This window comes from Mycolicibacterium flavescens (assembly GCF_001722335.1).
GTDB classification, from domain to species: Bacteria; Actinomycetota; Actinomycetes; order Mycobacteriales; family Mycobacteriaceae; genus Mycobacterium; species Mycobacterium flavescens.
The window spans coordinates 1-25,856 of the sequence record NZ_MIHA01000024.1 but is presented as its reverse complement, the minus strand read 5'-3'; the positions used below and the strand labels follow the sequence as shown (position 1 = coordinate 25,856).

Below are 25,856 nucleotides of genomic sequence, written 5' to 3'. Positions count from 1 at the left end.
TCAATCTCCTGACACTCGGGAAGTGAACCAGCGGTCGCCGTTGGCCAGTGGGCGGACGACGCGAGACACCTTGTCGCCCATCGCGCTCAGCGCGTCGACGATCTCGCGTTCCCGCTGCGCGGTGAGCCGGTGGACGGGTACTGATGCGCTGATCGCGTCCTGCGCGGGTGAGCAGTAGCGCAGCGCGACCGCGAAACAGCGCACGCCGGCGGTGTTCTCGCCGTCCTCGCAGGCGTAGCCGCGGACCCGGATCTCATCGAGCTGGGCGTCCAACGCGGCCCGGTCCGCGACGGTGTTGGCCGTCAGCGGTTTCAACGCCGACGGGATGTGCTCGTCGCGGTCGACGCCGAACCGTTCGGCCAGCAGCGCCTTGCCCAGCGCGGTCGCATAGGCGGGCAGCCGGCGGCCGACGCGGCTCGCGCTGCGGGTGTACTGCTTGGATTCGCGGGTCGCCAGGTACACGACGTCGGTGCCGTCGAGGCGGCCGAGATGGAACGTCTCGTCGAGCGCGTTGCGCAGATCGTCGAGGAACGGGGTGATCAGCGGCAGGTACGGGTCGCTGTCGAGGTAGCTCGTGCCGACCAGCAGCGCGCGGATCCCGATGCCGTACAACGTGCCCAACGGGTCGCAGCGCACCCAGCCCTGCGCGACCAGTGTGCGCAGCAGGGCGTGCGCGCTGCTGCGGGGCACGTCGAGCGCCTCGCTGACCTCGCGCAGCCGCACCGGCTCGTCGTGGCGTGCGGCCAGGAACTCCAGCAACTCCACGGTGCGCACCGCGGACTTGACCTTGCGCACCGCCAGATCCGGTTGTTCGGACACCTCAGCCCCCCATCTGCAGAAGTTCGCGCCCGATCAGCAGCACCGCGCCCAGCGCCGACGCGGTGATCGCCAGCCAGCGCAACCGGGTCGGGTCCAGCACCCGGTTGAGCCCGCGCGACACCACGTACCCGGCCAGTGCGGCGGGCACCAGCGCGGCGAACATGATCAGCGTGTGGCCGGTGACGGCGCCGGTCGCCGCCAGCGCCGCGATCGACATCAGCGATCCGACGAGAAAGAAACCGCTCATCGTGCCGCGCAACTGGGCGCCCTCGGAGCGCTGCCACACCAGAGCCATCGGCGGCCCACCGATCGCGGTCGCGGTGCCGAAGACCCCTGAGGCGGCGCCGGCGAGCACGACGTTGCGCCGACGCGCCGCGGGAATCCACCCGAAGCTCGTGACCGCGACACCGGCCAGCACCACCGCCGCGAGCATGATCGCCAGGCCCCGCGCGGGCAGCAGCATCAGCAGCAGCGCCCCGGCGACGGTGCCGGGCACCCGCCCGAGCAGAGCCCATCCGGTGCCGTGCAGGTCGATCGATTCGCGTTCGCGCACAACGACCATCAGCGTGACCAGCGTCGCGATCATGATCAGCGTCCCCGGGATGAGGGACGGGTCGACCAGCGCGATGATCGGCGCGGACAGCATCCCGATGCCGAACCCGATCGACCCTTGCAGGGCGGAGGCGAACAGAATGGTGGTGGCGACAATGACATATCCAGTGATGCTCATGCTGTTGCCAGCATGCCCTCCGACAGCAGGGGATGGTGGCACTCGGCGGCGTGTCCGTCGATGTCCGGGTCGACGGCGTGCGGCGGCGCGGTCGTCGCGCACATCTCGGTGGCCTTCCAGCAGCGGGTGCGGAACCGGCAGCCTGACGGCGGGTTCAGCGGCGACGGCACCTCACCGGAGAGCAGGATCCGCTCCTGGCGCAGCGCGCTGTCGAGCTTCGGCGCGGCCGACATCAGCGCGGCCGTGTACGGGTGGTTGGGCCGGTCGAAAACCGCCTCGGTGGGGCCGTTTTCGATGATGCGGCCCAGGTACATCACCGACACGCGGTCGGCGACATGGCGCACCACCGACAGGTCGTGGCTGATGAAGATGTAGGCGATGCCGAGCTGGGCCTGCAGGTCGTTGAGCAGGTTGAGCACCTGCGCCTGCACCGACAGGTCGAGCGCCGACACCGGCTCGTCGCAGATGATCACGTCCGGGTCCAGCGCCAGCGCGCGGGCGATGCCGATGCGCTGGCGCTGCCCGCCGGAGAACTCCTGCGGATACTTGTCGGCGGCCTTGGCGCCGAGCCCGACGAGGTCGAGCAGCCCGCGCACCCGCATGTCGCGGTCCTTGCGGTTGGCGTACATGCCCTTGTGACTGCGCCACGGCTCGGCGATGATCTCGGCGGCCGACATGCGCGAGTTCAGCGATGCGTACGGGTCCTGGAACACCATCTGCACCCGGCGCCGGAACTTCAGCAGCTCCTTGCCGCGCAGCGTGTACGGGTCGATACCGTCGAACCGCACCGTGCCGGAGTCCGGGCGCTCCAGCATCATCAATGTTCTTGCCAGCGTCGATTTTCCGCAGCCGGACTCGCCGACCAGCCCGAGCGTCTCGCCGCGGTTGAGGTCTAGGGTGATGCCGTCGAGCGCGCACAGCCGGTTCTTGTTGCCCGGCACGCGGAACGACTTGCGCAGGTCGCGCACCTGCAGCAGTGGCTCAGACATTCACTACCTCCTCGGGGAAGTGGCACGCCGACGCGCGGCCCGCCGTCACGGTCTGCAGCGCGGGCCGCGTCGTCGTGCAGATCTCACGGGCCAGCGGGCACCGGTCCTGGTACACGCAGCCGTCGGGAATCGACTGCAGGTCCGGTGGCGCGCCGCCGATCGACTTGAGTGCGTCGCCGCGGTGCGCGGTCACCGGCACCGAGTTCAGCAGGCCCTTGGTGTAGGGGTGGCGTGGGTTGGCGAAAACCTCGGAGACCGGCCCGGTTTCGACGATGTTGCCTGCGTACATCACCGCGACGCGGTCGGCCTCCTCGGCGACCAGCGCGAGGTCGTGGGTGATCAGCACGACGGCCATGTCGTACTCGGTGCGCAGATCGCGCAGCAGCGCCATGATCTGCGCCTGCACCGTGACGTCCAGCGCGGTGGTGGGTTCGTCGGCGATCAGCACGCTCGGGTTGAGCGCGACGGCCATCGCGATCAGCAGGCGTTGGCGCATGCCGCCGGAGAACTGGTGCGGGTAGGCGCCCAGCCGCGTCTCGGGCTGCGAGATGCCGACGCGGTCCATCAGCTCGACGGCCTTGCGCTTGGCGTCCTTGGCGCTCATGCCGTGGTGGATCCGGAACGGCTCGGCCAGTTGGGTTCCGACGGTGTAGAGCGGGTTGAGCGCGGTCAGCGCGTCCTGGAACACGATCGCCAGCTCGGTGCCGGCCATCGCGCGGCGCTTCTTGTCGTCGACGGCGAACAGGTCGACATCGCCGAGGATGGCCTTGCCTTCGACGACGTCGGCGACGGGCTCGAGCAGTCCGACCAGCGCGGTGGCGGTCATCGACTTGCCGCAGCCGGATTCGCCGAGCAGCGCCAGTGTTTCGCCGCGGCGGGCCTGGAAGCTGACGTCGTTGACGGCGCGCACGGTGCCGTTGACGGTGCGGATGTCCACGCTCATCCCGTCGACGTCGAGCACCGGCGCGGTGTCGGTGGCGTCGACGGACGGTCGCTTGTCTACCACTGCGGTCATGGCGGTGCCTCTCAGATACGCGTCGTGGTCTTGGTGAAGCGGGTCAGCCGCTTCTGCGGAACGGTCAGGCGCCACCGCTGGGCGGGATCGGTGGCGATGCGGGCCCAGGCCGCCAGGATCGTCGCGGCGACGGTGGTGATCACGATGGCCAGGCCCGGGAAGAACGACAGCCACCACGCGGTGTGCAGGTAGGTGCGGCCTTGCGCGACCATCAGGCCCCAGCTGACGTCGGGCGGCTGGATGCCGATGCCCAGGAAGCTCAGCGAGCTCTCGGCGAGCATCACGTAGCAGAAGTCCAGCGTCGCGACGGTCAGCAGGGTGGGTAGCACGATCGGCACCACGTGGCGCCAGATGATCGACCGCGCGGACGCGCCGAACGTGCGGGCGGCGTCGACGAACAGCCGGCTCTGCAGTTCGGCGGACTCGGCGCGGGCGGTGCGCAGGTACACCGGGATGCGGGTGATCGCCAGCACCAGAATGATGTTCGCGGCGCTGGGGGAGAACACGTAGAGCACGACGACCGCGAGCAGCAGCGACGGGAAGCTCATGATGACGTCGGCGACGCGCATCGCGACGGTCTCGCGCCAGCCGCGGTGGTAGCCGGCCCACATGCCGATCGCCGAGCCGACGATCGCGGAGATCACCACCGTCGGGATCGCGACCGACAGCGTGGTCTGGCAGGCGACGACGAGGCGGGCGAGCATGCTGCGGCCCAGCGGGTCGGTGCCCAGGATGTTGGCCCAGCCGTGCGACAGCGTGAACGGCGCCTGGTTGGAGTTGTCCAGGTCGATTGCGGTGGCCAGGTCGCCCATCAGCATCGGGCCCAAAGCCGCGGTGAGGAAGACGAATCCGAGGACGACCGCCGCCGCGGCCGCGACCCGGTCGTTGACCAGCAGCCGGAACCATTTCGAGGTGGCGCGCTGCTTGGTGGGCTTGCCGACGATCGCGGTGGTCGGCTTGACGGGGATCTGGTCGATCTGAGTGCTCATGGTGTATTCCCCTCAGGCCATTACCGGTTCGCGGACACGGGCGTCGAGCAGGGCGTAGCAGGCGTCGATGAAGATGTTGAGCAGGAAGATGCTCAGGGCGGTGAGCAGCACGGCGGCCTGCAGGACCGCGAAGTCGCGCTGCAGGATCGCGTCGATCATCAGCTTGCCGATGCCGGGCCAGCCGAAGATGGCCTCGACGACGACGGCGCCGTTGAGCAGGCCGACGGCGAGGTCGCCGGCGACGGTCAGCGCGGGGGCGGCGGCGTTCCGCAGCGCGTGGTGGCTGACGACGCGGAAGTCGCTGGCGCCTTTGCTTCTCGCCAGCCGCACGTACGGGGCGGACAGCGCGGAAACCATCGCCCCGCGTACCACCTGGGTGAGCACGCCGAGCGGTCGGATCATCAGCGTGGCGATCGGCAGGATCCACGACAGCACACCGTTGTCGACGCCGGAGGTGGGCAGCACGCCGAGCAGCACCGCGAACAGCCAGACCCCGGTGATGGCGAACCAGAAGTCCGGGATGGACGCGGCGGTCATCGACAGCAGGCTGGAGAAGCGGTCGGCCAGCGAGTTGGGACGGTAGGCGGCCCAGCAGCCGATGACGACCGCGGCGACGATCGCGAAAAGCATTGTGGTGAAGGCGAGCTGCAGCGTCGCGGGGAACGCGCGCAACGCCATCTCGGAGGCGGACTCGCCGGTGCGCAGCGAGGTACCGAAGTCGAGGTGCAGCACGCCGGAGAAGTAGTCGCCGAGCTGCGTCCACAGCGGGTCGTTGAAGCCGTTGGCGTTGGCGAAGGCCGCGCGTTGTTCGGGGGTGGCGGACTCGGGCAGGTAGAGGTTGGTGGGGTCGCCGGTGAGGCGGGCGAGCAGGAACACACCGAGCAGCACGACGATCAGCGGCAGTGCGCTGGTGTACATCCGGCGGCGGACGAAGGAGAACATGGTCGGCCTTCCTTACTGCGCGACGGTGGGTTCGGCGCCGTCGCCGGCGGGGGTCATCTCGGACAGGCGCATCTCGTCGCCGGTGGCGGAGTTGGGGGTGTAGTCGACGCGCGGCGACTTGCCGAGGATGCCTTTCATGTGGGCGATGTAGGCCATCTGCATGATCTCCTGCGGTTCGTCGGCGAACAGTTGCGCGAACGCGGCGTCGCGTTGCTTGCCGGTGAGCTCCTCGGCGGCGCGGATCTTGGCATCGAATTCGGGTGTGCCGTAGGCGGCTTGGGGACCGTCGGAGAGCATGTACTGGTCCAGGGTGAACGCGGCGTCGCCGGCCTGGTTGCCGTGCATGATCATCAGCAGGTAGGGGCCGGTGTTTTGCGGAAACGGCCGCAGCTGGTACTCGAGCTGGTTGGACGTGTCCATCATCTCGATCTTGACGTTGAGCCCGATCTCGGTGAACTCGCTCTGCAGCACCTCGATGGTCTCGCTGATCTTGGGGAACTGGGCGGTGCGGCCGATCAGCCGGATCTCTTTGTCGACGGGCACACCGTCTGCTTTGGCGTCGGCGATCAGTTCCCTGGCCTTGTCGAGGTCGTGTGGCCACAGCGCCAGGTCGGGGTTGTAGCCGACGACGCCGGATGGGATCAGCTGGGAGGCGGGCTGGCCGAGTCCCTGGAACAGCGCCTTGACGATGCCTTCGCGGTTGACGGCGTAGTTCACGGCCTGGCGGACGCGGATGTCGTCGAGCGGTGGTTCGGTGGCCTGCATGCGCAGAGCGGTGGTCTCGTTGTTCTGGAACGGCACGCCGAGTTCGCCTGCGCCGTCCTCGGGTCCGAGGCTGACCGCGATGTCGGTCTCGTCGTTGGTGATCATCGCGGCGCGCACGCTGCCCTCGCTGCGCCACTGGTATTCGGCGACGGGGAAGGCGGGCTTCTCGCCCCAGTAGGTGGCGTTGCGGACGAGGCGCAGCTTCTGGCCGTACTCCCAGTTCTCGATGGCGTACGGGCCGGTGCCGATGGGCTCGCGGACCTTCTCGGTCATCGATGTGCCGGTCGGGACGATCTCGACGAACGAGATACGCAGCGGCAGAATCGGATCCGGGGTCTCGGTGCCGACGATGAGAGTCTGGTCATCCGGGGCGTCCAGGGTGAGGGTCTCGTCGCCGAAGACGTAGCCGTCGACGTTGCAGTTGAGGTCGGAGTTCACGGCGCGGTCGATGGAGTAGGCGGCGTCCTGGGCGGTGAAGGGGGTGCCGTCGGAGAAGGTGACGCCGTCGCGAACCTTGAACTGCCACTGGTTGGGAGAGGTCTGGCGCCACTCGGTGGCGAGCAGCGGCTGCAGGTCGCCGGAGGTCGGGTCGCGCTCGACGAGCGGCTCGGTGATGTTGGACCGCACGACGACGCCGGTCGACGTCAGCGAGCTTTCGCAGGGCTCGAGTGTCGGCGGCTCCTGGGCGAGGACGATGCGCAGGGTGTTGGGGTCGTAGCCGCCGCGGCCCGAATTGGCGACGGTGCAGCCGCTGGCGATGACGGAGCCGGCGAGGACGAGGGCCAGCGCTACGTGTCGCCGCGTGGTGCGTGGGCTCATGGATCCTCCCGGACTCTGGGGTGACGTCCACGTATGTGGATGCCACGTGTGATCGCAGCCACACGGTAAGGAGGTCGTTTCGGGGGAGTCAACCCGGACCAAATGCGGGTATCGGTCTGATTTCGGACAGCTCTGCCGGTGTTTCGACGCCCTAAAAACCAGGTCTGAGCTGGACACTCCTGTTCGACAAGTGGTGCTCGATACCGTGGCGACGCTGTCGAATCGCCAGTTATGCACGTTGGATATAAGTCCATGCCAATTGGATGTTGGACGGGTATCCGCAGGTCGCCGTAGCGTGGCGAGCACTATGAGTGCTTCACAGGTATTGCAGGTGGGTCCGCTGAAGCCGTCGCTGGCGCAGACGTTGAAAGACAGGTATGCGGCGTGGGTGCTGCCGGAGGGGGCGGAAGGGGAGGCGTTTCTGGCTGAGCGGGGCGGCGAGATCCGCGCGGTGGTGACGTCGGGTCGGACGGGGGTGGACGCGGCGTTGATGGCGTCGCTACCGAACCTGGGCGCGGTGGTGAACTTCGGGGTCGGATACGACACGACGGATGTCGACGAGGCGGCGCGGCGAGGAATCGTGGTGAGCAATACGCCGGATGTGTTGACGGACTGCGTGGCGGACACGGCGGTCGGGTTGATGATCGACACGATGAGGCAGTTCGCGGCGGCGGACAGGTATGTGCGTGCCGGTCGGTGGGTCGACGAGGGAAACTACCCGCTGACTCGGCAGGTGAGCAATCGTCGGGTGGGGATCATCGGGCTGGGCCGAATCGGTTCTGCGATCGCGAAGCGGCTGAGCGCGTTTGGTTGCACGATCGCGTATCACAACCGGCGCCCGGTGTCGGAGGTGCCGTACGAGTACTACGGGTCGCCGGTGGAGTTGGCCGGCGCGGTGGAGGTGCTGGTGGTGGCGGCGGCCGGGGGAGCGTCGACGGCGAAGCTGGTCGGCGCGGAGGTGCTGGAGGCGTTGGGGCCGAACGGGTTTCTGGTGAACATCGCGCGGGGGAGCGTGGTGGACGAAGAGGCGTTGGTGTCGGCGTTGCGGGACGGCCGGCTGGCGGGGGCGGGGCTGGATGTGTTCGCGGACGAGCCGAATGTGCCGCAGGAGTTGCTGGGGATGGACAACGTGGTGGTGCTGCCGCATGTGGGGAGCGGAACGGTGGAAACTCGCGCTGCCATGGAAGACCTGACGCTGCGGAATCTCGAGAGTTACTTGACGACGGGTGCGCTGGTTACGCCGGTGCCGATGCCGGTGGTGGCGTAGGTGCGACGGTGTCGCCGAGATGTAGATCTGATCGACGAAGGAGGCGACGACGCTTCGCGCAGACGACGGTGGCCAGGTTCGATCCTCTGATTGCCAGCCTATGAGCGACAATCTCGCTCCGATCCCCTCGAAGGCGTGGCTCCAGCCCACGGACGCTCCGCAGGTACGGTCTTCTTGTGCCAGCCTATGAGCGACAATGTCGCTCGGGTCGCGCGGCGCCCAACGGGTCTCGAGCCCACGGACGCTCCGCAGGTACGGTCGTCTTGTGCCAGCCTATGAGCGACAATGTCGCTCCGATCGCCTCGAAGGCGTGGCTCCAGCCCACGGACGCTCTGCAGCTACGACCCTCTTGCTGGCAGCCTATGAGCGGCAATGTCGCTCAACTACGACCGAATGTCGTTGCGAGGCTGAGTGCGACGCGCGGGTCTGTCTGGGCAGCTGACTGCCAAACCGTGACCGCCAGACCGTCGCCGGCACCCCTGAGCGCAGAGATGGGTGGCATCGAATGTAGCGATGCTGCAGAGTTACTCGGTGCCCGAACCTAGTTCGGCGACGGCGGCGGTGGTTGGGGCTCGAAGGGGGTGTAGCACCGCCATTGGGCGCGTTCACCGAGCGGGCCGCGCCAGGGCCCCACCGCCGGTGGCGGCTCAGTCGGCGGCCGCGCCAACGACTTGTTGGTCAGCGCGCGCCCAGATTCATCGGTGACGACCAGCCGATCGGCGGGCCCGGTGATGGTGATGCGGCCGCGGTGATGCTCACGATGGTGATGCGGACACACCAGCACCAGATTCCACAACTCGGTGGGCCCACCATCTTCCCAATGCACAATGTGATGGGCATGCAACCCGCGCGTGGACCCACACCCGGGCACCACACAGGCGCGGTCGCGGTACTCCAACGCCCGCCGCAACCGGCGACTGATCACCCGCGTGGCCCGGCCCGCGCCGATCACCTGCCCGCGCTGTTCGAGCCATACCTCACAATCGGAGTCACACAACAACAACTGCCGATCCGCATCCGAGAGCGCCGGGCCCGCATGCACCCAACCCGCGCGCTTATCGACATCCAGGTGCACGATCACTGTGGTGTGCTGCCCGTGCGGGCGCCGCGCCACTTCGGCATCCCACGCCGTCTGCACCATCTGCAAAAAGGCATCGGTCAACGTCGGAAACCGCGGCTCAGTGTGGCCTGTCTGACGCACATACAAGCCGCTGGCATCGAAACTGGGCGATTCCGGGTCATCGACAGTGTCAGAGCCGTGATCGCGGCGGTAATCGTTGATCAACGCCTCCCGATACGAGCCCAGTGCCGCATCAACCTTGGCCGCCTCCACATTGGGCACCGTGATCCGATACGTCGTCGTGTGTTCCCCGACAGTCTTGGAAAACGAGTACTGCTCCTGCGGTTCCTTATCGGGTTCGGGTTTGATCTCCACACTGATGGCCTTGCGCAGCTGGCGCACCGTGGCCACCGACGCCAACTCCGCATAATGATCATCAGAGCCCGCACCGGCGTGCGCGGCGATCACCCCCACCTGATCCAACGACAGCCGGCCCTCACACAACGCGGTGGTACAGCGCGGGAACTCGTCGTACCGCTGCGCCGCAGCCGCCACCGAACCCGCGGTGGCATCAGACATCCCCAACTTCCAGGCCACCAGACCTTTGACCGTCTTAGCGCCCGTACCCGCCCACAACCCATCCCGGGTCACCTCAGCCACGAGCGCCACGATCTGCCCATCAATGGCATTGCGCTGAGCCGAAAGCTCCTCCAACCGCGCAAAACACGCATCCATGCGCTCGCGCTGACTCATCACCGGCGTCTCGGCGTCCGCAGCAGTCGAACTCATACGCCGATCATGCCAATAGGCACCGACAACGGTCGGCCCCGAAAGCACAGCGCCGCAGCGAAAGACACGGCTGGAAAACGGCCATCGACAAACGAGCACAAACTCGAACGCGCCGCCTCAGCGTTTCCGCTGCTCGGATGTGACCAATGTGATTTCAGGTCAGCACGATCGACAAGAGCCTGCATTCCTCCACTGCTGGTTAAGAATTCCATGAGAACAGCCCCTGCCCGCGGATTCAGCTCCACCAGTACAAGAGATGCAGTCCAGATTGCCGAAACCACCCAAAGAGCCGAGTCAGAGACTAATTATTGGCCCATACGCTTAGGTGATAGCGGAACCGGGGGCCTGGCGGTGGCTACTTTGAACGAGATCCGGCGTCTCTCGACGGCGGCGACAGGGGCATTGATCGCTGGTGCCTTTGGGATATTGTGCGCACCGCAAGCAGGAGCCGACTACCTGGTGCCGGGACAACCTGTTCCGCCACCCGGTGACGGCATGGGACACGTCTCGATATCTACGGAGCCCGGCGGCGTAGTACATGTCAACGTCATCGGACGACACGATGCTGTCAATTCAGTCGGTCCGTACGCCAATGGTTGCAGTGTTCAGCTGGGCGAAAAGATCGAAGAGAGATTCATCCTGCTCGACAACACCGGGAGCGGCACAGCAACATTCGGCCCCGGTGAGCGATCGGCACCCTTCGACGGGTGGTGCGGAAGCAAGCGTACGCCAGCCGCTCCGACGGACCTGTTCGCTCCCCATGACGAGGTTTGCGGTACCGGCGACGACGGAGACGGTCCCTACGAATACTGCATCACCACCGGCACGATGGTCGTCATCGACGGTGGACCTCCGGTGAGCGCTCCAGATTTCCCGAAACCTGCCGACCCGTACGCCCAAGAACCGACACAGAATTGTGCTGAGCAGATTCCGAACAGCCTCGACAGGCTCCCACCGGGAACAGAGCTGGCCTTGACCAGGCTCAAGGGGTCGGCCTTTGGTCTTTATCTACAGGTGGCGTGCGCGTTGGTGAACGTGGCTGCGAGTGAAGATCCCCTCAACGATCCGAACGTGTTCACCTCTGCATGCAAACTGCTTGAAAGCGCAACTGATCCACTGAGTATCGGGGCATCGAAGGACTTCTTCTGCGGCAAACCGGTCAGTTAGCGTCGGGCGGCGTAGCGCCTGAAGCCGCAACCGGATCCACGACGGCAGGAAAGAACGGGGTGCCACCACCGACCGCGACGGTGCAAGCACCAGTTGATGTTGGCTTGCACCATGCCCGTGGTGCGCTCCCGCACAACTCCGCCAAGCCGTCCCCGAAGACGTACCCGCATCATGCCAACAGAGTCCGACCAAAGACTTCGTCTGCCGTGCCGACGTCGGTGGGGCCTTTGAATTAGCTGTACCTGCTTGAATTCATCAGCCCCCCCACTAACACCGGCTGTCGACAGGGCGTAGGCGATCGAGCACGTCGAACTCGAAGCCCTCGGCCGCAGCGATGTACACCCGCTGGTCGAGGTGCCCGCCCCGCATGCTCACCGGTCCTCGAGGGCTGTCGAACCCCACGTCCGGCGCTGAGGCCAACAGATCGCTGATCGCCGGGGTTCGGGCACGCTTGAACAGAGCTTCGATGGTGAGTAGTCCTTCGAAACAGGATTCCGCCATCGCGTTGAGTGGGGGTGCGTCCGCGCCGTACGACGCGACGTACCGGTTCATCAGGTCCATCGCCTCGGCGGTGGCCAGTGAACTGAAATATGCTGCTGCGACGTACATTTCCTGCGTCGCCTCGTATCCGCTGGCGAGCAGCATGTTCTCCTCCATCAGCGGGCTGAACCGGGCCATCTGCTGATGGCCGCCACGCCTGGCGAACTCGCGGTTGAACAGTACCGCGTCCTGTCCGACCAGCAGCATCAATACGGCCTGGGCTCCGCTGTCGAGTGCTTGAGCTACTGGTACCCGAAAGTCGTTGCAGCCGTAGGGAACGTAGATCTCGCGTTTGAGATCCAGCTGTAGGGCCCGGCAGTACACCCGCGCGGCCGCAGCGGAGCCGCGGGGCCAGACGTAGTCGTCGCCGACCACGCACCACGAGCGAATCCCGAAGTGATCCCGAAGCCACGACAGCGCGGGCGCAATCTGAATCCGCGGCGTTTCCCCGGTACAGAACACGCCAGGTGTGCGCTCGCCGCCCTCGTACAACGAGGTGTACACGTACGGGACCCGGTCCTTGACGACCGGCGACAAGGCGTTGCGCACCGCCGAGATGTGCCATCCGGTGACCGCGTCCAACCCTCGGGTGCGTAGGCGGTCGCCGACGGCGCGGGCCACTTCGGTGCTGGCAGCGCCACCGTCTATCACCTCGATCGTGACTTCGCGCCCGTGCACGCCACCGCGAGCGTTGACTTCTTGCGCCGCCAGTTCGGCGACCGCTTCGCATGAGGGCGCAAAGATGCCGGCCGGCCCCTGCAGCGGGATCACCAGCCCGACGCGGAATTCACGTTCGCGAATCTGCAACCCCAGATCACCCTCGATCTTGTGTACGCTGCACTCGGGTACTTTCTACCAAAAATAATTCAGAACGAATAGACCGCAGATTCTCGGGAGGGGAACGGCATGGCCTCCGGGCAGCAGATCCGCACGAATCTCTTGCTGCCCCTCACACGGCTGACCCAGCACGCCGAGGCGGCTATCGCCCGCGTGCTGGCCGATTCGGAAATGAAGATGGAGGACTGGCGAGTCCTCGACTTTCTTGCGTCCCGCCGCACCGTTCCCATGACCGACCTGGCGCAGGCGACCTTGATCACCGGCCCCACGCTGACGAGGACGGTGGATCGCCTTGTCTCACGGGGATTGATGTATCGGACCGCGGATCTGCACGACCGGCGCCGCGTCCTGGTGAATCTGACGCCGCGCGGGCGCACGCTGCGCACCCGGCTGGCACCGATGGTGGGAGACGCCGAACGCGCCGCCTTCGAGTCCCTGGGGCTCGATATCGATCAGCTGCGCCAACTGGTGGAGAACACCGCGCGCCTCAAGTCCTGACGGCCGCCCCCTGCGAGCGTGCCGGGCCGGAAGCCTTGACATTTATTTTCAACTGAATATATTTCGGATGAACGAAATGAGGTGTGCTCATGCCGACCTATTCCTTCCGCTGTCCCGCTTGTGGTCCGTTCGACCTCGTTTGTGCCATGTCCGACGTCGTGCCGGCGCCGACCTGCCCGACGTGCACCGCGCCGAGCCGTCGGTTGTTCAGCTCGCCGCCGTTGACGAGGTTGAGCAAGGGGCAGCACCGGGTGGCCGACCTCGCCGCTGCCAGCGCCGAACAACCCGCCGTCACCACCACGATTCCGGCCGCGATCGGCCGGCCCCGGCCACCGCGCCGCGACCCGCGGCTGCCCGCGCTGCCTCGGATGTAACCGATGACCGGCGTCGGATTGTTCTATGTCGGGGCAGTTCTGGTCGTCAACGGCCTGATGTTGCTGGGACGGATCACGCCGCAGGGCGCCGCACCGCTGAACTACTTCGTCGGCGGCTTGCAGGTTCTGACACCGACGGTGGTGATCGTGCAGTCCGGTGGCGATGCGGCCGTGGTCTTCGGCGCCTCGGGCCTGTACCTGTTCGGTTTCACGTACCTGTGGGTGGCGATCAACGCCAACGCCGGTTGGGACGGTGCAGGACTGGGCTGGTTCTCGCTGTTCGTCGCGGTCGCTGCGATCGGCTACGCGTGGCACGCCTTTGCGGTCGAAGCCGATCCCGCGTTCGGGGTGATCTGGGGGCTGTGGGCCGTGCTGTGGTTCCTGTTCTTCCTGTTGCTCGGTCTGGACCTCGGCTCGCTGGCCCCTGCCGTCGGCGTCGTCGCGCTGGTCGAAGGGTTGCTCACGGCCGCCGTGCCGGCGTTTCTGATCATGGCGCAGCGGTGGCCGACGGGCGTCGCTCCGGCGATCGTCATCGGCGTCATCGGTGCCGCCACGGTCGTCGCCGCCATCCCACTCGGGCGCCTACTGGCGGCACCCGCACCAGCTATCTCTCCCCAGGCCGCAGCCGCGGCCGTCACCTAACAAGAAGGAGTCATCGCATGCCCGAAGTTGTGTTCAGCGTTGATCAATCCAAGTCGATGCGCGATCAGGCGGTCCCCGGTCACAACCGTTGGCATCCCGACATTCCGGCGGCCGCGACGGTCAAGCCGGGAAGCGAATTCCGCATCGAGTGTAAGGAGTGGACCGACGGCCAGATCGGAAACAACGACTCCGCCAATGACGTTCGCGATGTCGACCTCTCGCCGTGTCACATGCTGTCCGGACCCATCGCGGTCGAGGGCGCCCAACCCGGGGACCTGTTGGTCGTCGACATCCTCGACCTCGGGCCGGTTCCGCAGACGAATGGGCCCAACTGCGGTGAGGGTTGGGGGTACTCCGGCATCTTCGCCAAGGTGAACGGCGGCGGCTTTCTCACCGACTACTTCCCCGACGCGTACAAAGCCATCTGGGACTTCTCGGGTCAGCAGTGCACGTCGCGCCACGTGCCCGGTGTGCGGTACACGGGAATCACGCACCCCGGGCTGTTCGGCACGGCACCGTCGGCGGATCTACTGGCCAAATGGAACGAGCGGGAACGTGCGCTGATCGCCACCGATCCCGACCGCGTTCCGCCGCTTGCTCTTCCGCCTCTGGCCGAGGGCGTGCTCGGCGGCACCGCCTCCGGCGACATCTTGCAGGCGATCGGCGCCGATGGTGCGCGAACCGTGCCGGCTCGTGAGAACGGCGGCAACCACGACATCAAGAACTTCACCAGGGGTAGTCGCATCTTCTATCCGGTGTTCGTCGAGGGTGCGATGCTCTCGGGCGGCGACCTGCACTTCAGTCAGGGCGACGGCGAGATCAACTTCTGCGGCGCCATCGAGATGGGCGGCTACATCGACATGCACGTCGACCTCATCAAGGGCGGAATGGAGACGTACGGCATCACCACCAACCCGGTGTTCATGCCGGGCCGTGTGGCGCCGCTGTACTCGGAGTGGCTGACGTTCATCGGGGTCTCGGTGGAGCACGAGGAGAACCGCAACGCGTACATGGACGCCACCCTGGCGTATCGGAACGCCTGCATGAATGCTATTGCGTACCTGGAGAAGTGGGGCTACACCGGCGAGCAGGCGTACCTGATCCTGGGTACCTCACCGATTGAGGGCCGCATCGGCGGCGTCGTCGACATCCCGAATGCATGTTGCTCGGTGTTCCTGCCGACGGAGATCTTCGACTTCGACATCCGCCCCGGCGGCAAAGGGCCGCAGAAGGTCGATCGCGGACAAGTCGCTGTCACATCCTGACTGAAACCGACGGGATGCTGACGCAGACCCGGCTGAGTTCCCCTGCGTGACGGCAGATTGCCTACCCGATCAGTCACCACTGGCGGCGTAGCGCAGCAGGACCGTCCCGCAGGGGAACGTTCGGTTCTCCAACAGCCGCAGCCGGATCCACGACGGCAGCGTCGGGAAGAAGGGAGTGCCACCCCCAACCGCAACGGGTGCGAGCACCATACGGAACTCGTCCACCAACCCGGCCTGCACGATCGGCGCGGCCAACGTCGCGCCGGCCACCTCCAAGTTGCCGTCGGTCTCCGCTTTGAGCTTTGTGACCACCTCGACGGGGTCGCCGCGTTCCAGGCGGGAGTTCCAGCCGACGGACTCGAGGGTGCGCGAGAAGACGACCTTGGGCATGGCGCACCAGACCCGGGAGTAGTCGACGATCATGGGGGTGGCGTCCGGCGCCTTATCGGCGGTCGGCCAGTACGCGGACATCAGCTCGTATAGTCGCCGCCCGTAGAACGACAGGGCGGTCTCGCGCTCGAAGTCGTTCCAGTACTGGTGCAGTTCTTCGCTCGGGTCGCTCCAGTCGATGTTGCCCTGCGCGTCCGCGATGTACCCGTCGACCGACACGTTGAAGCCATAGATGAGTTTGCCCACGACGGTCAGACTGCCTCAGAGGGCGGAACTCATCGCGATGCCACGCGATTCAACTGACATCCTCGACCAGATCGTCGGTCGTCCACTCGCGCTGCGGAAGCACATCCTTAATCAGACGCAGGAGCGCCGGGTTCGTGCTGTCCGACCGCCAGACCGCGTCGAGCTCCACCGGCCGCTCGCGGAACGCGCCGATCGAACGGAACACCACACCGTCGGGATGCAGGGTCGCCGCCGACGCCGGCACCAGCGCGATGCCGATGCCTGTGCGCACCAGCACCAGCATCGTGTGGACCTGGGTCACATACTGCACATAGCGCGGCGCGGCGCCGGCGATCGTGAACGTGCTGATGAGTAGATCGTTGAAGTACCGCGCCTGAATCGGCGAGTACATGATCATGTCTTCGCCGTCGAGGTCGTTGAGCGTGAGTTGGCGCCCCAAGCTCGCTAGCGAGTGATCTTCGGGGATGGCGGCGACAAGCTGCTCGTGCAGCAGCGGCCGCGACACCAATCCCGGCCGTCGCACCGGCGGTCGCGCCATCCCCAGATCGATCTCGCCGGACAGCAACCCGTCGAGCTGAACCGACGTAACCATCTCGCGCAGTTCGAGTTTCACATCGGGCAACGTCTCCCGAGCCGCACTCAACAGCCGCGGCAACACCACATGTGCCGACGCCGCGGTGAATCCGATGACGACCGTGCCGAGGTCGCCTTCGGGTATCCGTTTGACGGTCTGCGCGGCGCCCTCGGCGAGCTGCAGGATGCGGCGGGCGTCGGGCAGGAACGCGACGCCCGCGGGGGTGAGCGTGACGGTCCGGGTGGTGCGATCGATCAGCTGCACGCCGAGTTCGTGTTCGAGCTGCTGAATCTGCCGGCTCAGCGGCGGCTGCGTCATGTGCAGGCGCTCAGCGGCGCGGCCGAAGTGCAGTTCCTCGGCGACGGCGACGAAACACGCCAGCCGCGCTAACGAAAACATCGATGCACTCCTCGTATCACTGCACGCAATTTGAGCCGGTTCCAGGCATCAGTCTAGGCGGCGTAGCGAAGACCCCGGAGTGATACTCGAGGGATGGTGCGCATCGTTCTCCGGGGCGCGGCGATGCTGGCCGTCGTCGTGACCAGCTGGGTCGCGGGCCTCGCGGCGGCCGCGCTGACTGCGCGCTGGCTGGCGTCGATCGGTCTGCTCGTGGTCGTCGCCCTCGGCATGACGCTGCTGATCTCCGGCACCGGTAGCTGGCTGATCACGCGCCAGCGCCGCCTGACCGCCGGGGTTGCCGCCGCGGGCGTCGTCGGCCTCCTGCTCGGCGGAGTTTTGGTCTTCCGCCCGCTCCCCAGCGCACCGGTGGAGGCGGCGGCTGCCCCCGCGGACGTTCAGTTCTGGGAGCTTCCGACGGGGTCGCGGCTGGCGTACCGGCACCTCGCCGCGACCGGCCCGGGCCGCGCGACGCCGGTGATCGTGGTGGGCGGCGGCCCGGGTGAAGCCATGGTCGGCGACGCGGCCAAGGCCGACCCGTTTCGCGGGCTGACCGCGCTGGGCTTCGACGTCTACCTCTACGACCAGATCGGCGCGGGCCTGTCGAACCGACTGCAGGATCCGAGCGGCTACACCGTCGCGCGGCACGTCGCCGACCTGGAGGCCGTTCGCCAACAACTCGGCGCCGAGCGCCTCATCCTGGCCGGCGCGTCGTGGGGCGGAAGTCTCAGTGCCAGTTACCTTGCCGAGCATCCCGACCGGGTCGCCAGGGCGATCCTGACCTCACCGGCGCCGATGAACTACGCCGAGCATCCCGGCGCCGGAGACATCACCGCCCACCTGCCTGCCGAGACGCGAGAACGTGCACGCGCGCTCATCCCGCAGAACACGCGGTTCCTGGCGTGGTACGGGCTAGGGCTCGTCAACCCGCAAGCGGCTCGAAACCTCGTGTCGGACAGTGAAGCCGACGCGTTCTTCGACACCTTCCTGAGTATCGTCCGTCCGGCCACCGTGTGCGATCCGGCGAATCTGCCTGACGCTCAGGCGATCGGCAACGGTCTCTCTGTCAACGTGTTCACCGTCCGCGATGCTGACTCCGGTGCGCAATCGGCGGTGCCGCAACGCCTTCGCGAGGCGCAGGCGCCGACGCTGATCATCACCGGCGAGTGCAACTACATCCGCTGGGCGCCCACGGCCGAGTACGCGACGACGCTGCCGCGTGCCACGCTCGTGTGCCTTCGCGACGCCGGGCATGTGCCGCAACTCGACCGGCCCGAGCTCTACCGAGCTACGGTCGAAGCCTTCCTGCTCGACGAGCCGCTACCCCTGCCGGCCAGGCCACCGGATCGTCCCTGCCACCAGTAACCCCGAGCACGAATGGAGTAGTCCAATACTCACCGCAACGTGGCATTGCGGGTCCATACTGCGGATTGCCGCACATTCCAGCTCGGGCAGGAGGCGCTGGTGAGAGTACTTGTCACAGGCGGCACCGGGTTCACCGGTTCCCATACGGTACGTGCGCTCGTCGCCGCTGGCCACGACGTCCGCCTGCTGGTGCGCGACCCGGCCAAGGTGCGCCGCGTCTTCGAACCGGACGGCTTCGTGCCCGACGACGTCGTGGTCGGCGACATGACGGATGAGGCGTCGGTCGGCGCGGCGCTTGCCGGCTGCGACGGCGTGGTCCACACCGCGGCGCTCGTCGACTTGCGTCGCTCCGCGGCGCGTCGCGTCGAAGAGGTCAACGCGCGCGGTGTCGAACTGGTCATCGGCGGCGCCGCCCGGCGCGGCGTACCGAGCATCGTCCACGTGTCCAGCCTCGGGGTGTTCTTCGTCCCGGGCGGACCGCCCCTGGCGCCCGAGCTGCCGATCGCGCACGGCACGACGGCCTACGCACGGTCCAAGGTCCACGCCGAGGTATACGTGCGCCGGTTACAGGAGCAAGGCGCGCCGATCCGCATCTCCTATCCCGCCGGGATCTTCGGCCCCGACGACCCCGGGTTGAGCGCTGCGATCGCCGGATTCAGCACATGGGCGACGGCCGTTCTGGTCACCTCCAGCGGCTTGTCGGTGGTCGACGTGCGCGATCTCGCCGCGCTGCACGTCAAGCTGCTCGAGCTGCCACCCGGCGAGCATCGGTACGCCGCTTCCGCGCCGATGCTGTCCTGGACAGAGGTCCACGCAGTGGTAGAGCGCCTCACCGGTCGCCGGATCCGCAGGCTGCGAATACCCGGCTCGTTCATGCGCGCAATCGGCTCCGTCGGCGACGCACTAAAACACCTCCACGACTTCGACTATCCGCTCACGCGCGACGCCATGGAGTTCACCACCCGGTGGCCCGGTGCCGACGCGAGGCGGACCACCGAAGAGCTCGGCGTCGAATTCCGCGATCCCGCAGATACTTTCCGCGACACACTGATCTGGATGTATCGCAGCGGCAAGCTCACGGCGGCACAGATCGGTGAGCTCGCCGGAGTCACCGAGGCAGCGCAATGACGGTCCGATTCGCTGAGCCCGTTCAGTTCGACCCCTACTCCGACGACTTTTTCAACGCGCCGTACGACACCTACCGTCGCCTGCGCGACGAGGCACCGGTGTACCACAACGAGAAGTACGGCTTCTGGGCGTTGTCGCGCTACCAGGACGTCGAACCGGCCCTGAAGGACTTCGACACCTACTCCTCGGCCAGAGGCGTCACGCTCGATATGTATCTGGCCGAACCGGATCCGGCGCAGCCCCCGATGATCATCATGATGGATCCGCCCGAGCACACGGTGATGCGCAAGCTGGTCAACAAGGTGTTCACGCCGCGCGCGGTCGCCGCCCTGGCGCCGATGATCCGCGAGAAGATCGCCGACGTCGTCGCCGATTTGGACCGCACCGCGTTCGACGTCGTCGCCGAATTCGGGGCGCTCTTCCCGGTCGAGGTCATCACCACGATGCTGGGTGTGCCACCCGATCACCGCCAACAGATCCGGCGTTGGCTCGACAAACAGTTGGAACGGCACACCGGCGACGTCCATGTCCCGCCGGAGGGAGTCGAGGCCGCGCAGGCGATCGGCGCCTATTACTACGAGCTGGTCTGCGAACGCCGCGCCAACCCGCAGGACGACATGATCAGCCGGCTGACCCAGGTCGACGTGAGCCGCGACGACGGGGTCGCAAAGCTGAGCGATCTCGAAATCACCGCGTTCGCCATGATGCTCGGCGGGGCGGGCGCGGAGACCGTCGTCAAGCTGATCGGCAACGCCGCGGTCACCTTCGCCGCCCACCCCGACCAATGGCGCAAACTCCGGGAGGACCGCAGCAAGATCCCCGCCGCATTCGAGGAACTGCTCCGCTACGAGGCGCCGTCGCAGTACCAACTCCGCTACAGCACAGGCGATGTGACGCTGCACGGCACGACCATCCCCGCCGCGAGCATGGTCATGCTGATCAACGGCTCGGCGACCCGCGACGAACGCGTCTTCACCGACCCCGACCGGTTCGACATCGACCGAATCCCGTTCGGCCACAACATCAACTTCGGATACGGCATCCACAGCTGCCTCGGTGCCGCACTGGCGCGGATGGAGGGCCACATCGCGCTCGACGTCATGCTGGATCTGATGCCCGAATACGAGGTCGACACCGCCGGCCTGCGCCGGGTGGCGATGGCGAACGTCGCCGGCTGGGCCAACGTCCCGATCCGGGTGACGTCGACCGGTGCGAGTTGATCAATTGACAGCTGGGCACTCCCACACGGCATTCGGCCGCACGGTGTCCAGGCGGTAGTCCGTGACGCGGATGTCGAACAGCCGGGCGCCGAGTTCTCGGGCGCGCCCCACCGGGTCGCTCGGGTCGCGTGCGATCTCACCGCGGACGTTGCCGTTGCCGACGACCACGCCGACCAGCTCCTGGTGCAGGTACCGCGTCGCCTCCTGGAATTGCGCGACCACGCCCGCCGTCGCGCCGACGTAGTTCTCCTCGGACGAGATCAGCACCCCGACCTTCTTACCCGTGATGCCGTCCATGACGCGGGCCTGCTGCGGCGCGCTGTTGGAGATGTAGCAGAACAGCCGGTCGAACACGGTCTTGAGCCGGCCCGGCATGCCGTAGAAGTACAGCGGCATCGCGAAGATGATGCCGTCGGCGGGCAGCATCCGGTTCAGCAGGAGGTCCTCGTAGCGGTCGTCGAGCGAACACCGCCCGTCGGCGAGTCGGCAGGTCCGGCAGTTGCCGAACAGCCGCTCGACGTAGTCGTCGAGAAACACATGCGCGACGTCGTGACCCGCGGCCCGGGCGCCGTCCAGCGCTGCTTCCGCCAGCAGATGGGAGTTGCCGTCTGCGCGGGGGCTGGCGCTGATGACGAGAACCTTCATGGAACCTCCGTGGACTCGGACAGGTGGCTGTCCGTAAGAGCGACGGCGGCGCGGTGCCGGTTATTCCTCCACTGTCTACCAGCGGGGGCTGAGCAGGCGATAGTCCGGGTCGACGCGCTGCATGTAGCCGGTGTCGTCGCGGTCGCGGAGCCCGCACCGAATGTACTGCTCATGCAACGACGCCAGCGCGTCCTCGTCGATTTCCACACCGAGGCCGGGGACCGTCGGCACCGCGACCGCCCCGTCGACGAACGACAGCACACCCGGCTTGACGACGTCCTCGGTCTTCCACGGCCAGTGCGTGTCGCACGCGTAGGTCAGGTTCGGTGTCGCCGCGGCCAGATGCACCATCGCCGCCAGGCTGATGCCCAGGTGCGAGTTCGAGTGCATCGACAACCCGAGCCCGAACGTCTCGCAGATCCCCGCCAGCATCCGAGAGCGTTGCAGCCCGCCCCAGTAGTGGTGATCCGAGAGCACCACCCGTACCGCATCTTTGGCGATGGCGGGTTTGAGTTGGTCGAAGGCGACGACGCACATGTTGGTCGCCAACGGCATGGGTGCCTGCGCGGCGACCTCGGCCATCCCGTCGATTCCCGGCGTCGGGTCCTCCAGATACTCGAGGATGCCCGCCAGGCCCGACGCCACCTTGACCGATGTCTGCGGAGTCCACGCCGCGTTCGGATCGATCCGCAGCGGGTGCTCGGGGAACGCTGCGTGCAGCGCCTCGATCGCGGCCATCTCCTCCTCGGGCGGGAACACACCGCCTTTGAGTTTGATTGCCGTGAAACCGTATTCGTCGACGATGCGGCGCGCCTGCGCGACGATGCCGTCCGGGTCGAGCGCCTCCCCGAACGCGTCCGGCTCGCGGCCGGGGTGCCCGGCCCACTTGTAGAACAGGTAGGCGCTGAACGGCACCGCGTCGCGCACCGCCCCGCCGAGCAGATCCGACACCGGCCGACCGGTCGCCTGCCCCTGCACATCGAGGCAGGCGACCTCGAACGGCGACAGCACCTGGTCGACCGCGCTGGCGGTGGTGATCATGCCGGCGGTGCCGACGGCGCGGGTGTCGCCGTGGAGCCGGGCGGCGATCGCCGCGCGGATGGCGTTGAGCGCGAAAACGTCCAGGCCTTCGATCGCCGAGGCGGCAGCCTGCAGCCGAGCCAGATGCGCCTGATCGGCGTAGGTCTCGCCGAGCCCGACCAGCCCCGCATCCGTGTCGAGCTGGATGATCGCGCGCAATGCGAACGGCTCGTGCACGCCGACGGTGTTGAGCAGCGGCGGGTCGGCGAACGCGATGGGGGTGATGCGCGCGCCGGTGATCCGGATCCGGCTCGGCGCCACGGTCAGACCGCCTCGACGAGCGCCTCGGTGAGGACCGCGCGACCGGCGGCGATGATGGACTGCAGCGTTGCCACGTCGTCGGCGCTCGGCATCACCAGCGGAGCGCGGACCGGACCGGCCGGGATGCCTTGGGCCGCGACGCCGGCCTTGACCAGCGAGACGGCGTAGCCGGGCACCGAGTCGCGCAGCCGCACCAGCGGGTGGAAGAACGCCGCGGACAGCGCGTTCACCAGATGGGTGTTGCCGGCTTCGAGCGCGTTGTAGAACGCCAGCGACAGGTCGGGCGCGAACGCGAAGGTCGCTGACGAGTACAGCGGCACGCCGATCGCGCGGTACGCCTGCTGGGTGGCCTCGGCGGTGGGCATGCCGTTGAAGAACAGGAAGTCCTTGTCGACGTTGTCGCTGACCGCGCGCACAATGCGGGCCATCCGGTCGAGATCGCCTGTGCCGTCCTTGAACCCGACGACCGTCGGGATCTGGGCGACCTCGACCGCCGACGCCTCGGTGAAGCGGGCGTTGTTGCGGTTGTAGACGATCACCGGCAGATCGGTGGCCGACGCGACCTCGCGGGTGTAGGCGACCAGCCCGGCCTGCGGCATCTCGACGAGGTACGGCGGCATCATCAGCAGCCCGTCGGCGCCCGCCTCCTTAGCCGTGGACGCGAACTGCTTGGCCTGGGCCAGCGACCCGCCGGCACCGGCGTAGACCGGAACCCGTCCGGCGACGACCTCGACCGCGGTGCGCACGACGGCGCCGAACTCCTGCGGTTCGAGAGCGTGGAATTCGCCGGTGCCGCAGGCGATGAACACGCCGCCGGGTCCGGCGTCGACGCCCTTGCGCAGGTGGCGGGCCAGCAGGTCGAGGTCGACCTCGCCGGTTTCGGTGAACGGCGTGACAGGGAAGAACAGAACGCCGTCAAAGGTTGGGCGCATTGCGAAGGGCTCCTTGATGAGTGGGTGAGTGGGTGAGTGGGTCAGTCGTGAGTGAGTTGGCCGTCGACGCGGCGCCAGATCTTGTCGGGGTTGCCGTCGGCAATGGCGCTGGGCAGCAGGGCCTTCGGCACGTTCTGGTAGCTGACGGGGCGCAGGAAGCGCTCGATCGCGCGGGCGCCGACCGAGGTGGTGCGCGAGTCCGAGGTCGCCGGGTACGGGCCGCCGTGCACCATCGCGTGGCCGACCTCGACGCCGGTGGGCCAGCCGTCGAACAGAATCCGGCCCGCCTTCAGTTCCAGCAGCGGCAGCAGTTCGCCGGCGCTGGCGTAGTCGGACTCGTCGGCGTGCACCGTCGCGGTGAGCTGGCCCTCGATGGTCGAGGCGACCGTCCGCATCTCGGCGGCGTCCTTGCAGCGCACGATCAGGCTCGACGAGCCGAACACCTCGGCCTGCAACGCCTCAGACTTGAGGAATGTGGCGGCGTCCGTGGTGAACAGCGCGGCGTGGCAGGCACATTCGCTGTCGCCCGGCTGTCCGCGACCGACGAGCTCGGCGTGCTGGGTCAGCGCGTCGACACCGGTGGCGTAGCTGCGCGCGATGCCGGGGGTGAGCATCGGCGTCGCCGGCGAGCCGGTCAGCGCGTCGCGGGCCGCGGCGACGAAGCCGTCCAGGCCGGGACCGTCGACCGCGATCACCAGACCGGGGTTGGTGCAGAACTGACCCGACCCCATCGTCAGCGAGGCGACGAACGCTTCGCCGAGCTGCGCGCCGCGGGTGGCCAGCGCGCCGTCGAGCAGGAAGACGGGGTTGATCGAGCTCATCTCGGCGTAGACGGGGATCGGTTCGGGTCGGGCGGCCGCGGCGGCGACGAGAGCGGTTCCGCCGGAACGGGATCCGGTGAAGCCGACGGCCTTGATGCGGGGGTCGGTGACCAGTGTGGTGCCGAGGTCGGGTCCGTCGCCGAACAGCAGCGAGAAGGTGCCGGCGGGCAGCCCGGCCGCGGCGACGGCGTCGGTGACGGCGCGGCCGACGAGTTCGGAGGTGCCGGGGTGCGCGTCGTGGCCTTTGACGACGACGGGGCAGCCCGCGGCCAGCGCCGAGGCGGTGTCGCCGCCGGCGACCGAGAATGCCAGCGGGAAGTTGGAGGCGCCGAACACCGCGACCGGGCCGAGCGCGATCGAGCGCTGGCGGATGTCGGGGCGCGGGGCGGGTTGGCGGTCGGGCTGGGCCGGGTCGATGACGGCGTGGTTCCAGGAACCCTCGCGCAGCACGCCGGCGAACAGGCGCAGCTGGCCGGTGGTGCGGCCGACCTCGCCGGTGATGCGGGCGGTCGGCAGCCCGGACTCGGCGGTGGCTCGGGCGATGATCGCGTCCTTGACCGCTTCGATGTTGGCGGCGATCGCTTCGAGGAACTGGGCGCGCTGTTCGGCGGTGGTGGCGCGGTAGGCCGCGAAGGCTTCGGCGGCGGCTGAGCAGGCGGCGTCGACATGGGAGGAGTCGCCGTAGTGGTAGGCCGGTTCGAGGGTCTCACCGGTGGCGGGGTTGAAGGCGCGCACGGGCTGGCCGGATCCGCGAACGTGGGCGCCGGCGATGATCATCTGTCCGGTGATGCCGGTGGTCTCGGGAAGAGTGGCAGTCATGGTGTCCTAGCCCGTCGATGTCGGTTTCCTTGTGCACCACGCTAGGGGGACGATCCATGCCTGTCCAAGACCATTTGGGCCATGACTAATTCATGTTAGGTATTAAATGAGAACCTCGACCGGCCACTGCTGATTGGTGCCGTAGTGGCGACCACCGTGTGGCGCCTCAAGCGATCGGGCTGAAAACCTCCATGTGGCGGTGCGCAGGTGCGATGGCTGGTGCGGGGCATGACCAAGCGATGCATTTCTACGCAAGACGGCGTCGAGTTCACGAATAGAATTACTTCACAGCCGTCCAATCGGGTAGTAAGCAGATGACGAATCCGCTCGCTGTGAGCCCAGAGGTGTCGACGGCACGTGAAATCTGACCCCGGCGCGGCAACTGAAAATTGACCCCCTGGTCCGGTGGCCTGGCTTTAGTCGAGCCAGGAGGACCAGAAGGGAATGTTGTCTGTGGAGGATTGGGCTGAGA

General features: G+C 67.2%; 24 protein-coding genes. 9 read left to right on the top strand and 15 right to left on the bottom strand.

Annotation, left to right across the window (positions count from 1 at the left end):
- From BHQ18_RS24695 to BHQ18_RS24665, 7 genes are read right to left on the bottom strand one after another with little or no spacing between them, the layout of a single operon-like run.
- Window positions 1-819, bottom strand: coding sequence for an IclR family transcriptional regulator (locus tag BHQ18_RS24695; protein WP_069416294.1), 819 nt, complete (start codon window positions 817-819; stop codon window positions 1-3).
- Between the two features lies 1 nt (window position 820).
- Window positions 821-1,549, bottom strand: coding sequence for a sulfite exporter TauE/SafE family protein (locus tag BHQ18_RS24690; protein ID WP_069416293.1), 729 nt, complete (start codon window positions 1,547-1,549; stop codon window positions 821-823).
- On the bottom strand, window positions 1,546-2,538 hold the full coding sequence (locus BHQ18_RS24685; protein ID WP_069416292.1) for an ABC transporter ATP-binding protein: 993 nt from the start codon (window positions 2,536-2,538) through the stop codon (window positions 1,546-1,548). Before BHQ18_RS24685 ends, BHQ18_RS24690 begins: the two co-directional genes overlap by 4 nt.
- A complete protein-coding gene (locus BHQ18_RS24680; RefSeq protein WP_069416291.1) occupies window positions 2,531-3,553 on the bottom strand; it encodes an ABC transporter ATP-binding protein in 1,023 nt (340 codons plus the stop codon). The genes BHQ18_RS24685 and BHQ18_RS24680 overlap by 8 nt, the downstream gene beginning before the upstream one ends.
- An 11-nt stretch (window positions 3,554-3,564) precedes the next feature.
- On the bottom strand, window positions 3,565-4,542 hold the full coding sequence (locus BHQ18_RS24675) for an ABC transporter permease (RefSeq protein WP_069416290.1): 978 nt from the start codon (window positions 4,540-4,542) through the stop codon (window positions 3,565-3,567).
- 12 nt (window positions 4,543-4,554) lie between these two features.
- Complete coding sequence (locus BHQ18_RS24670; RefSeq protein ID WP_069416289.1) at window positions 4,555-5,484, bottom strand: ABC transporter permease; 930 nt, start codon at window positions 5,482-5,484, stop codon at window positions 4,555-4,557.
- A gap of 12 nt (window positions 5,485-5,496) precedes the next feature.
- Window positions 5,497-7,068, bottom strand: a complete 1,572-nt coding sequence (locus BHQ18_RS24665) for an ABC transporter substrate-binding protein (RefSeq protein ID WP_069416288.1) — start codon at window positions 7,066-7,068, stop codon at window positions 5,497-5,499.
- A gap of 307 nt (window positions 7,069-7,375) precedes the next feature.
- Between BHQ18_RS24665 and BHQ18_RS24660 the strand changes: the two genes are divergently transcribed.
- Window positions 7,376-8,335: a 2-hydroxyacid dehydrogenase gene (locus BHQ18_RS24660; RefSeq protein ID WP_069416335.1), complete on the top strand. Its 960-nt coding sequence runs from the start codon at window positions 7,376-7,378 to the stop codon at window positions 8,333-8,335.
- 541 nt (window positions 8,336-8,876) lie between these two features.
- Here BHQ18_RS24660 and BHQ18_RS24655 read toward each other — a convergent pair.
- Window positions 8,877-10,184 carry an HNH endonuclease signature motif containing protein gene (locus BHQ18_RS24655; RefSeq protein ID WP_069416287.1) on the bottom strand — a complete coding sequence of 436 codons (1,308 nt, stop codon included), beginning with the start codon at window positions 10,182-10,184 and terminating at the stop codon, window positions 8,877-8,879.
- Between the two features lie 360 nt (window positions 10,185-10,544).
- On the opposite strand from BHQ18_RS24655, the gene BHQ18_RS29935 reads away from it, so the two are divergent.
- Window positions 10,545-11,351, top strand: a complete 807-nt coding sequence (locus BHQ18_RS29935; protein ID WP_131815738.1) for a hypothetical protein — start codon at window positions 10,545-10,547, stop codon at window positions 11,349-11,351.
- 267 nt (window positions 11,352-11,618) lie between these two features.
- Here the strand turns inward: BHQ18_RS29935 and BHQ18_RS24650 are convergent, their stop codons facing one another.
- Window positions 11,619-12,698 carry a substrate-binding domain-containing protein gene (locus tag BHQ18_RS24650; RefSeq protein ID WP_069416286.1) on the bottom strand — a complete coding sequence of 360 codons (1,080 nt, stop codon included), beginning with the start codon at window positions 12,696-12,698 and terminating at the stop codon, window positions 11,619-11,621.
- A gap of 99 nt (window positions 12,699-12,797) precedes the next feature.
- Between BHQ18_RS24650 and BHQ18_RS24645 the strand changes: the two genes are divergently transcribed.
- The 4 genes from BHQ18_RS24645 to fmdA all read left to right on the top strand — a co-directional run bounded on the left by BHQ18_RS24645 (window position 12,798) and on the right by fmdA (window position 15,507).
- On the top strand, window positions 12,798-13,226 hold the full coding sequence (locus BHQ18_RS24645; RefSeq protein WP_069416285.1) for a MarR family winged helix-turn-helix transcriptional regulator: 429 nt from the start codon (window positions 12,798-12,800) through the stop codon (window positions 13,224-13,226).
- 89 nt (window positions 13,227-13,315) lie between these two features.
- Entirely contained in the window at window positions 13,316-13,600 is a 285-nt protein-coding gene (locus tag BHQ18_RS24640) for an FmdB family zinc ribbon protein (protein ID WP_084294345.1), read from the top strand.
- A gap of 3 nt (window positions 13,601-13,603) precedes the next feature.
- Window positions 13,604-14,242, top strand: a complete 639-nt coding sequence (locus BHQ18_RS24635) for an AmiS/UreI family transporter (RefSeq protein ID WP_069416283.1) — start codon at window positions 13,604-13,606, stop codon at window positions 14,240-14,242.
- 17 nt (window positions 14,243-14,259) lie between these two features.
- Entirely contained in the window at window positions 14,260-15,507 is a 1,248-nt protein-coding gene (fmdA, locus tag BHQ18_RS24630) for a formamidase (protein ID WP_069416282.1), read from the top strand.
- Window positions 15,508-15,576: 69 nt separating this feature from the next.
- On the opposite strand, the gene BHQ18_RS24625 is transcribed toward fmdA, so the two are convergent.
- Both BHQ18_RS24625 and BHQ18_RS24620 read right to left on the bottom strand, forming a co-directional pair.
- Window positions 15,577-16,143, bottom strand: coding sequence for a dihydrofolate reductase family protein (locus tag BHQ18_RS24625; protein WP_069416281.1), 567 nt, complete (start codon window positions 16,141-16,143; stop codon window positions 15,577-15,579).
- Between the two features lie 49 nt (window positions 16,144-16,192).
- Complete coding sequence (locus tag BHQ18_RS24620) at window positions 16,193-17,116, bottom strand: LysR family transcriptional regulator (RefSeq protein ID WP_069416280.1); 924 nt, start codon at window positions 17,114-17,116, stop codon at window positions 16,193-16,195.
- 93 nt (window positions 17,117-17,209) lie between these two features.
- On the opposite strand from BHQ18_RS24620, the gene BHQ18_RS24615 reads away from it, so the two are divergent.
- The 3 genes from BHQ18_RS24615 to BHQ18_RS24605 are packed head-to-tail and all read left to right on the top strand — an operon-like array spanning window position 17,210 to window position 20,826.
- Window positions 17,210-18,478 carry an alpha/beta fold hydrolase gene (locus BHQ18_RS24615; protein ID WP_069416279.1) on the top strand — a complete coding sequence of 423 codons (1,269 nt, stop codon included), beginning with the start codon at window positions 17,210-17,212 and terminating at the stop codon, window positions 18,476-18,478.
- 39 nt (window positions 18,479-18,517) lie between these two features.
- A complete protein-coding gene (locus BHQ18_RS24610; RefSeq protein WP_084294343.1) occupies window positions 18,518-19,606 on the top strand; it encodes an NAD-dependent epimerase/dehydratase family protein in 1,089 nt (362 codons plus the stop codon).
- Window positions 19,603-20,826 carry a cytochrome P450 gene (locus BHQ18_RS24605; protein WP_069416277.1) on the top strand — a complete coding sequence of 408 codons (1,224 nt, stop codon included), beginning with the start codon at window positions 19,603-19,605 and terminating at the stop codon, window positions 20,824-20,826. Before BHQ18_RS24610 ends, BHQ18_RS24605 begins: the two co-directional genes overlap by 4 nt.
- On the opposite strand, the gene BHQ18_RS24600 is transcribed toward BHQ18_RS24605, so the two are convergent.
- From BHQ18_RS24600 to BHQ18_RS24585, 4 genes are all read right to left on the bottom strand, one after another.
- Window positions 20,827-21,471, bottom strand: a complete 645-nt coding sequence (locus BHQ18_RS24600; protein ID WP_069416276.1) for a flavodoxin family protein — start codon at window positions 21,469-21,471, stop codon at window positions 20,827-20,829.
- A 75-nt stretch (window positions 21,472-21,546) separates the two neighbouring features.
- Window positions 21,547-22,818, bottom strand: coding sequence for a glucarate dehydratase family protein (locus tag BHQ18_RS24595; RefSeq protein WP_069416275.1), 1,272 nt, complete (start codon window positions 22,816-22,818; stop codon window positions 21,547-21,549).
- Window positions 22,815-23,744: a 5-dehydro-4-deoxyglucarate dehydratase gene (locus BHQ18_RS24590; RefSeq protein ID WP_069416274.1), complete on the bottom strand. Its 930-nt coding sequence runs from the start codon at window positions 23,742-23,744 to the stop codon at window positions 22,815-22,817. The genes BHQ18_RS24595 and BHQ18_RS24590 overlap by 4 nt, the downstream gene beginning before the upstream one ends.
- A 41-nt stretch (window positions 23,745-23,785) precedes the next feature.
- Window positions 23,786-25,384: an aldehyde dehydrogenase (NADP(+)) gene (locus tag BHQ18_RS24585; RefSeq protein WP_069416273.1), complete on the bottom strand. Its 1,599-nt coding sequence runs from the start codon at window positions 25,382-25,384 to the stop codon at window positions 23,786-23,788.
- Between the last annotated feature and the right edge of the window lie 472 nt (window positions 25,385-25,856).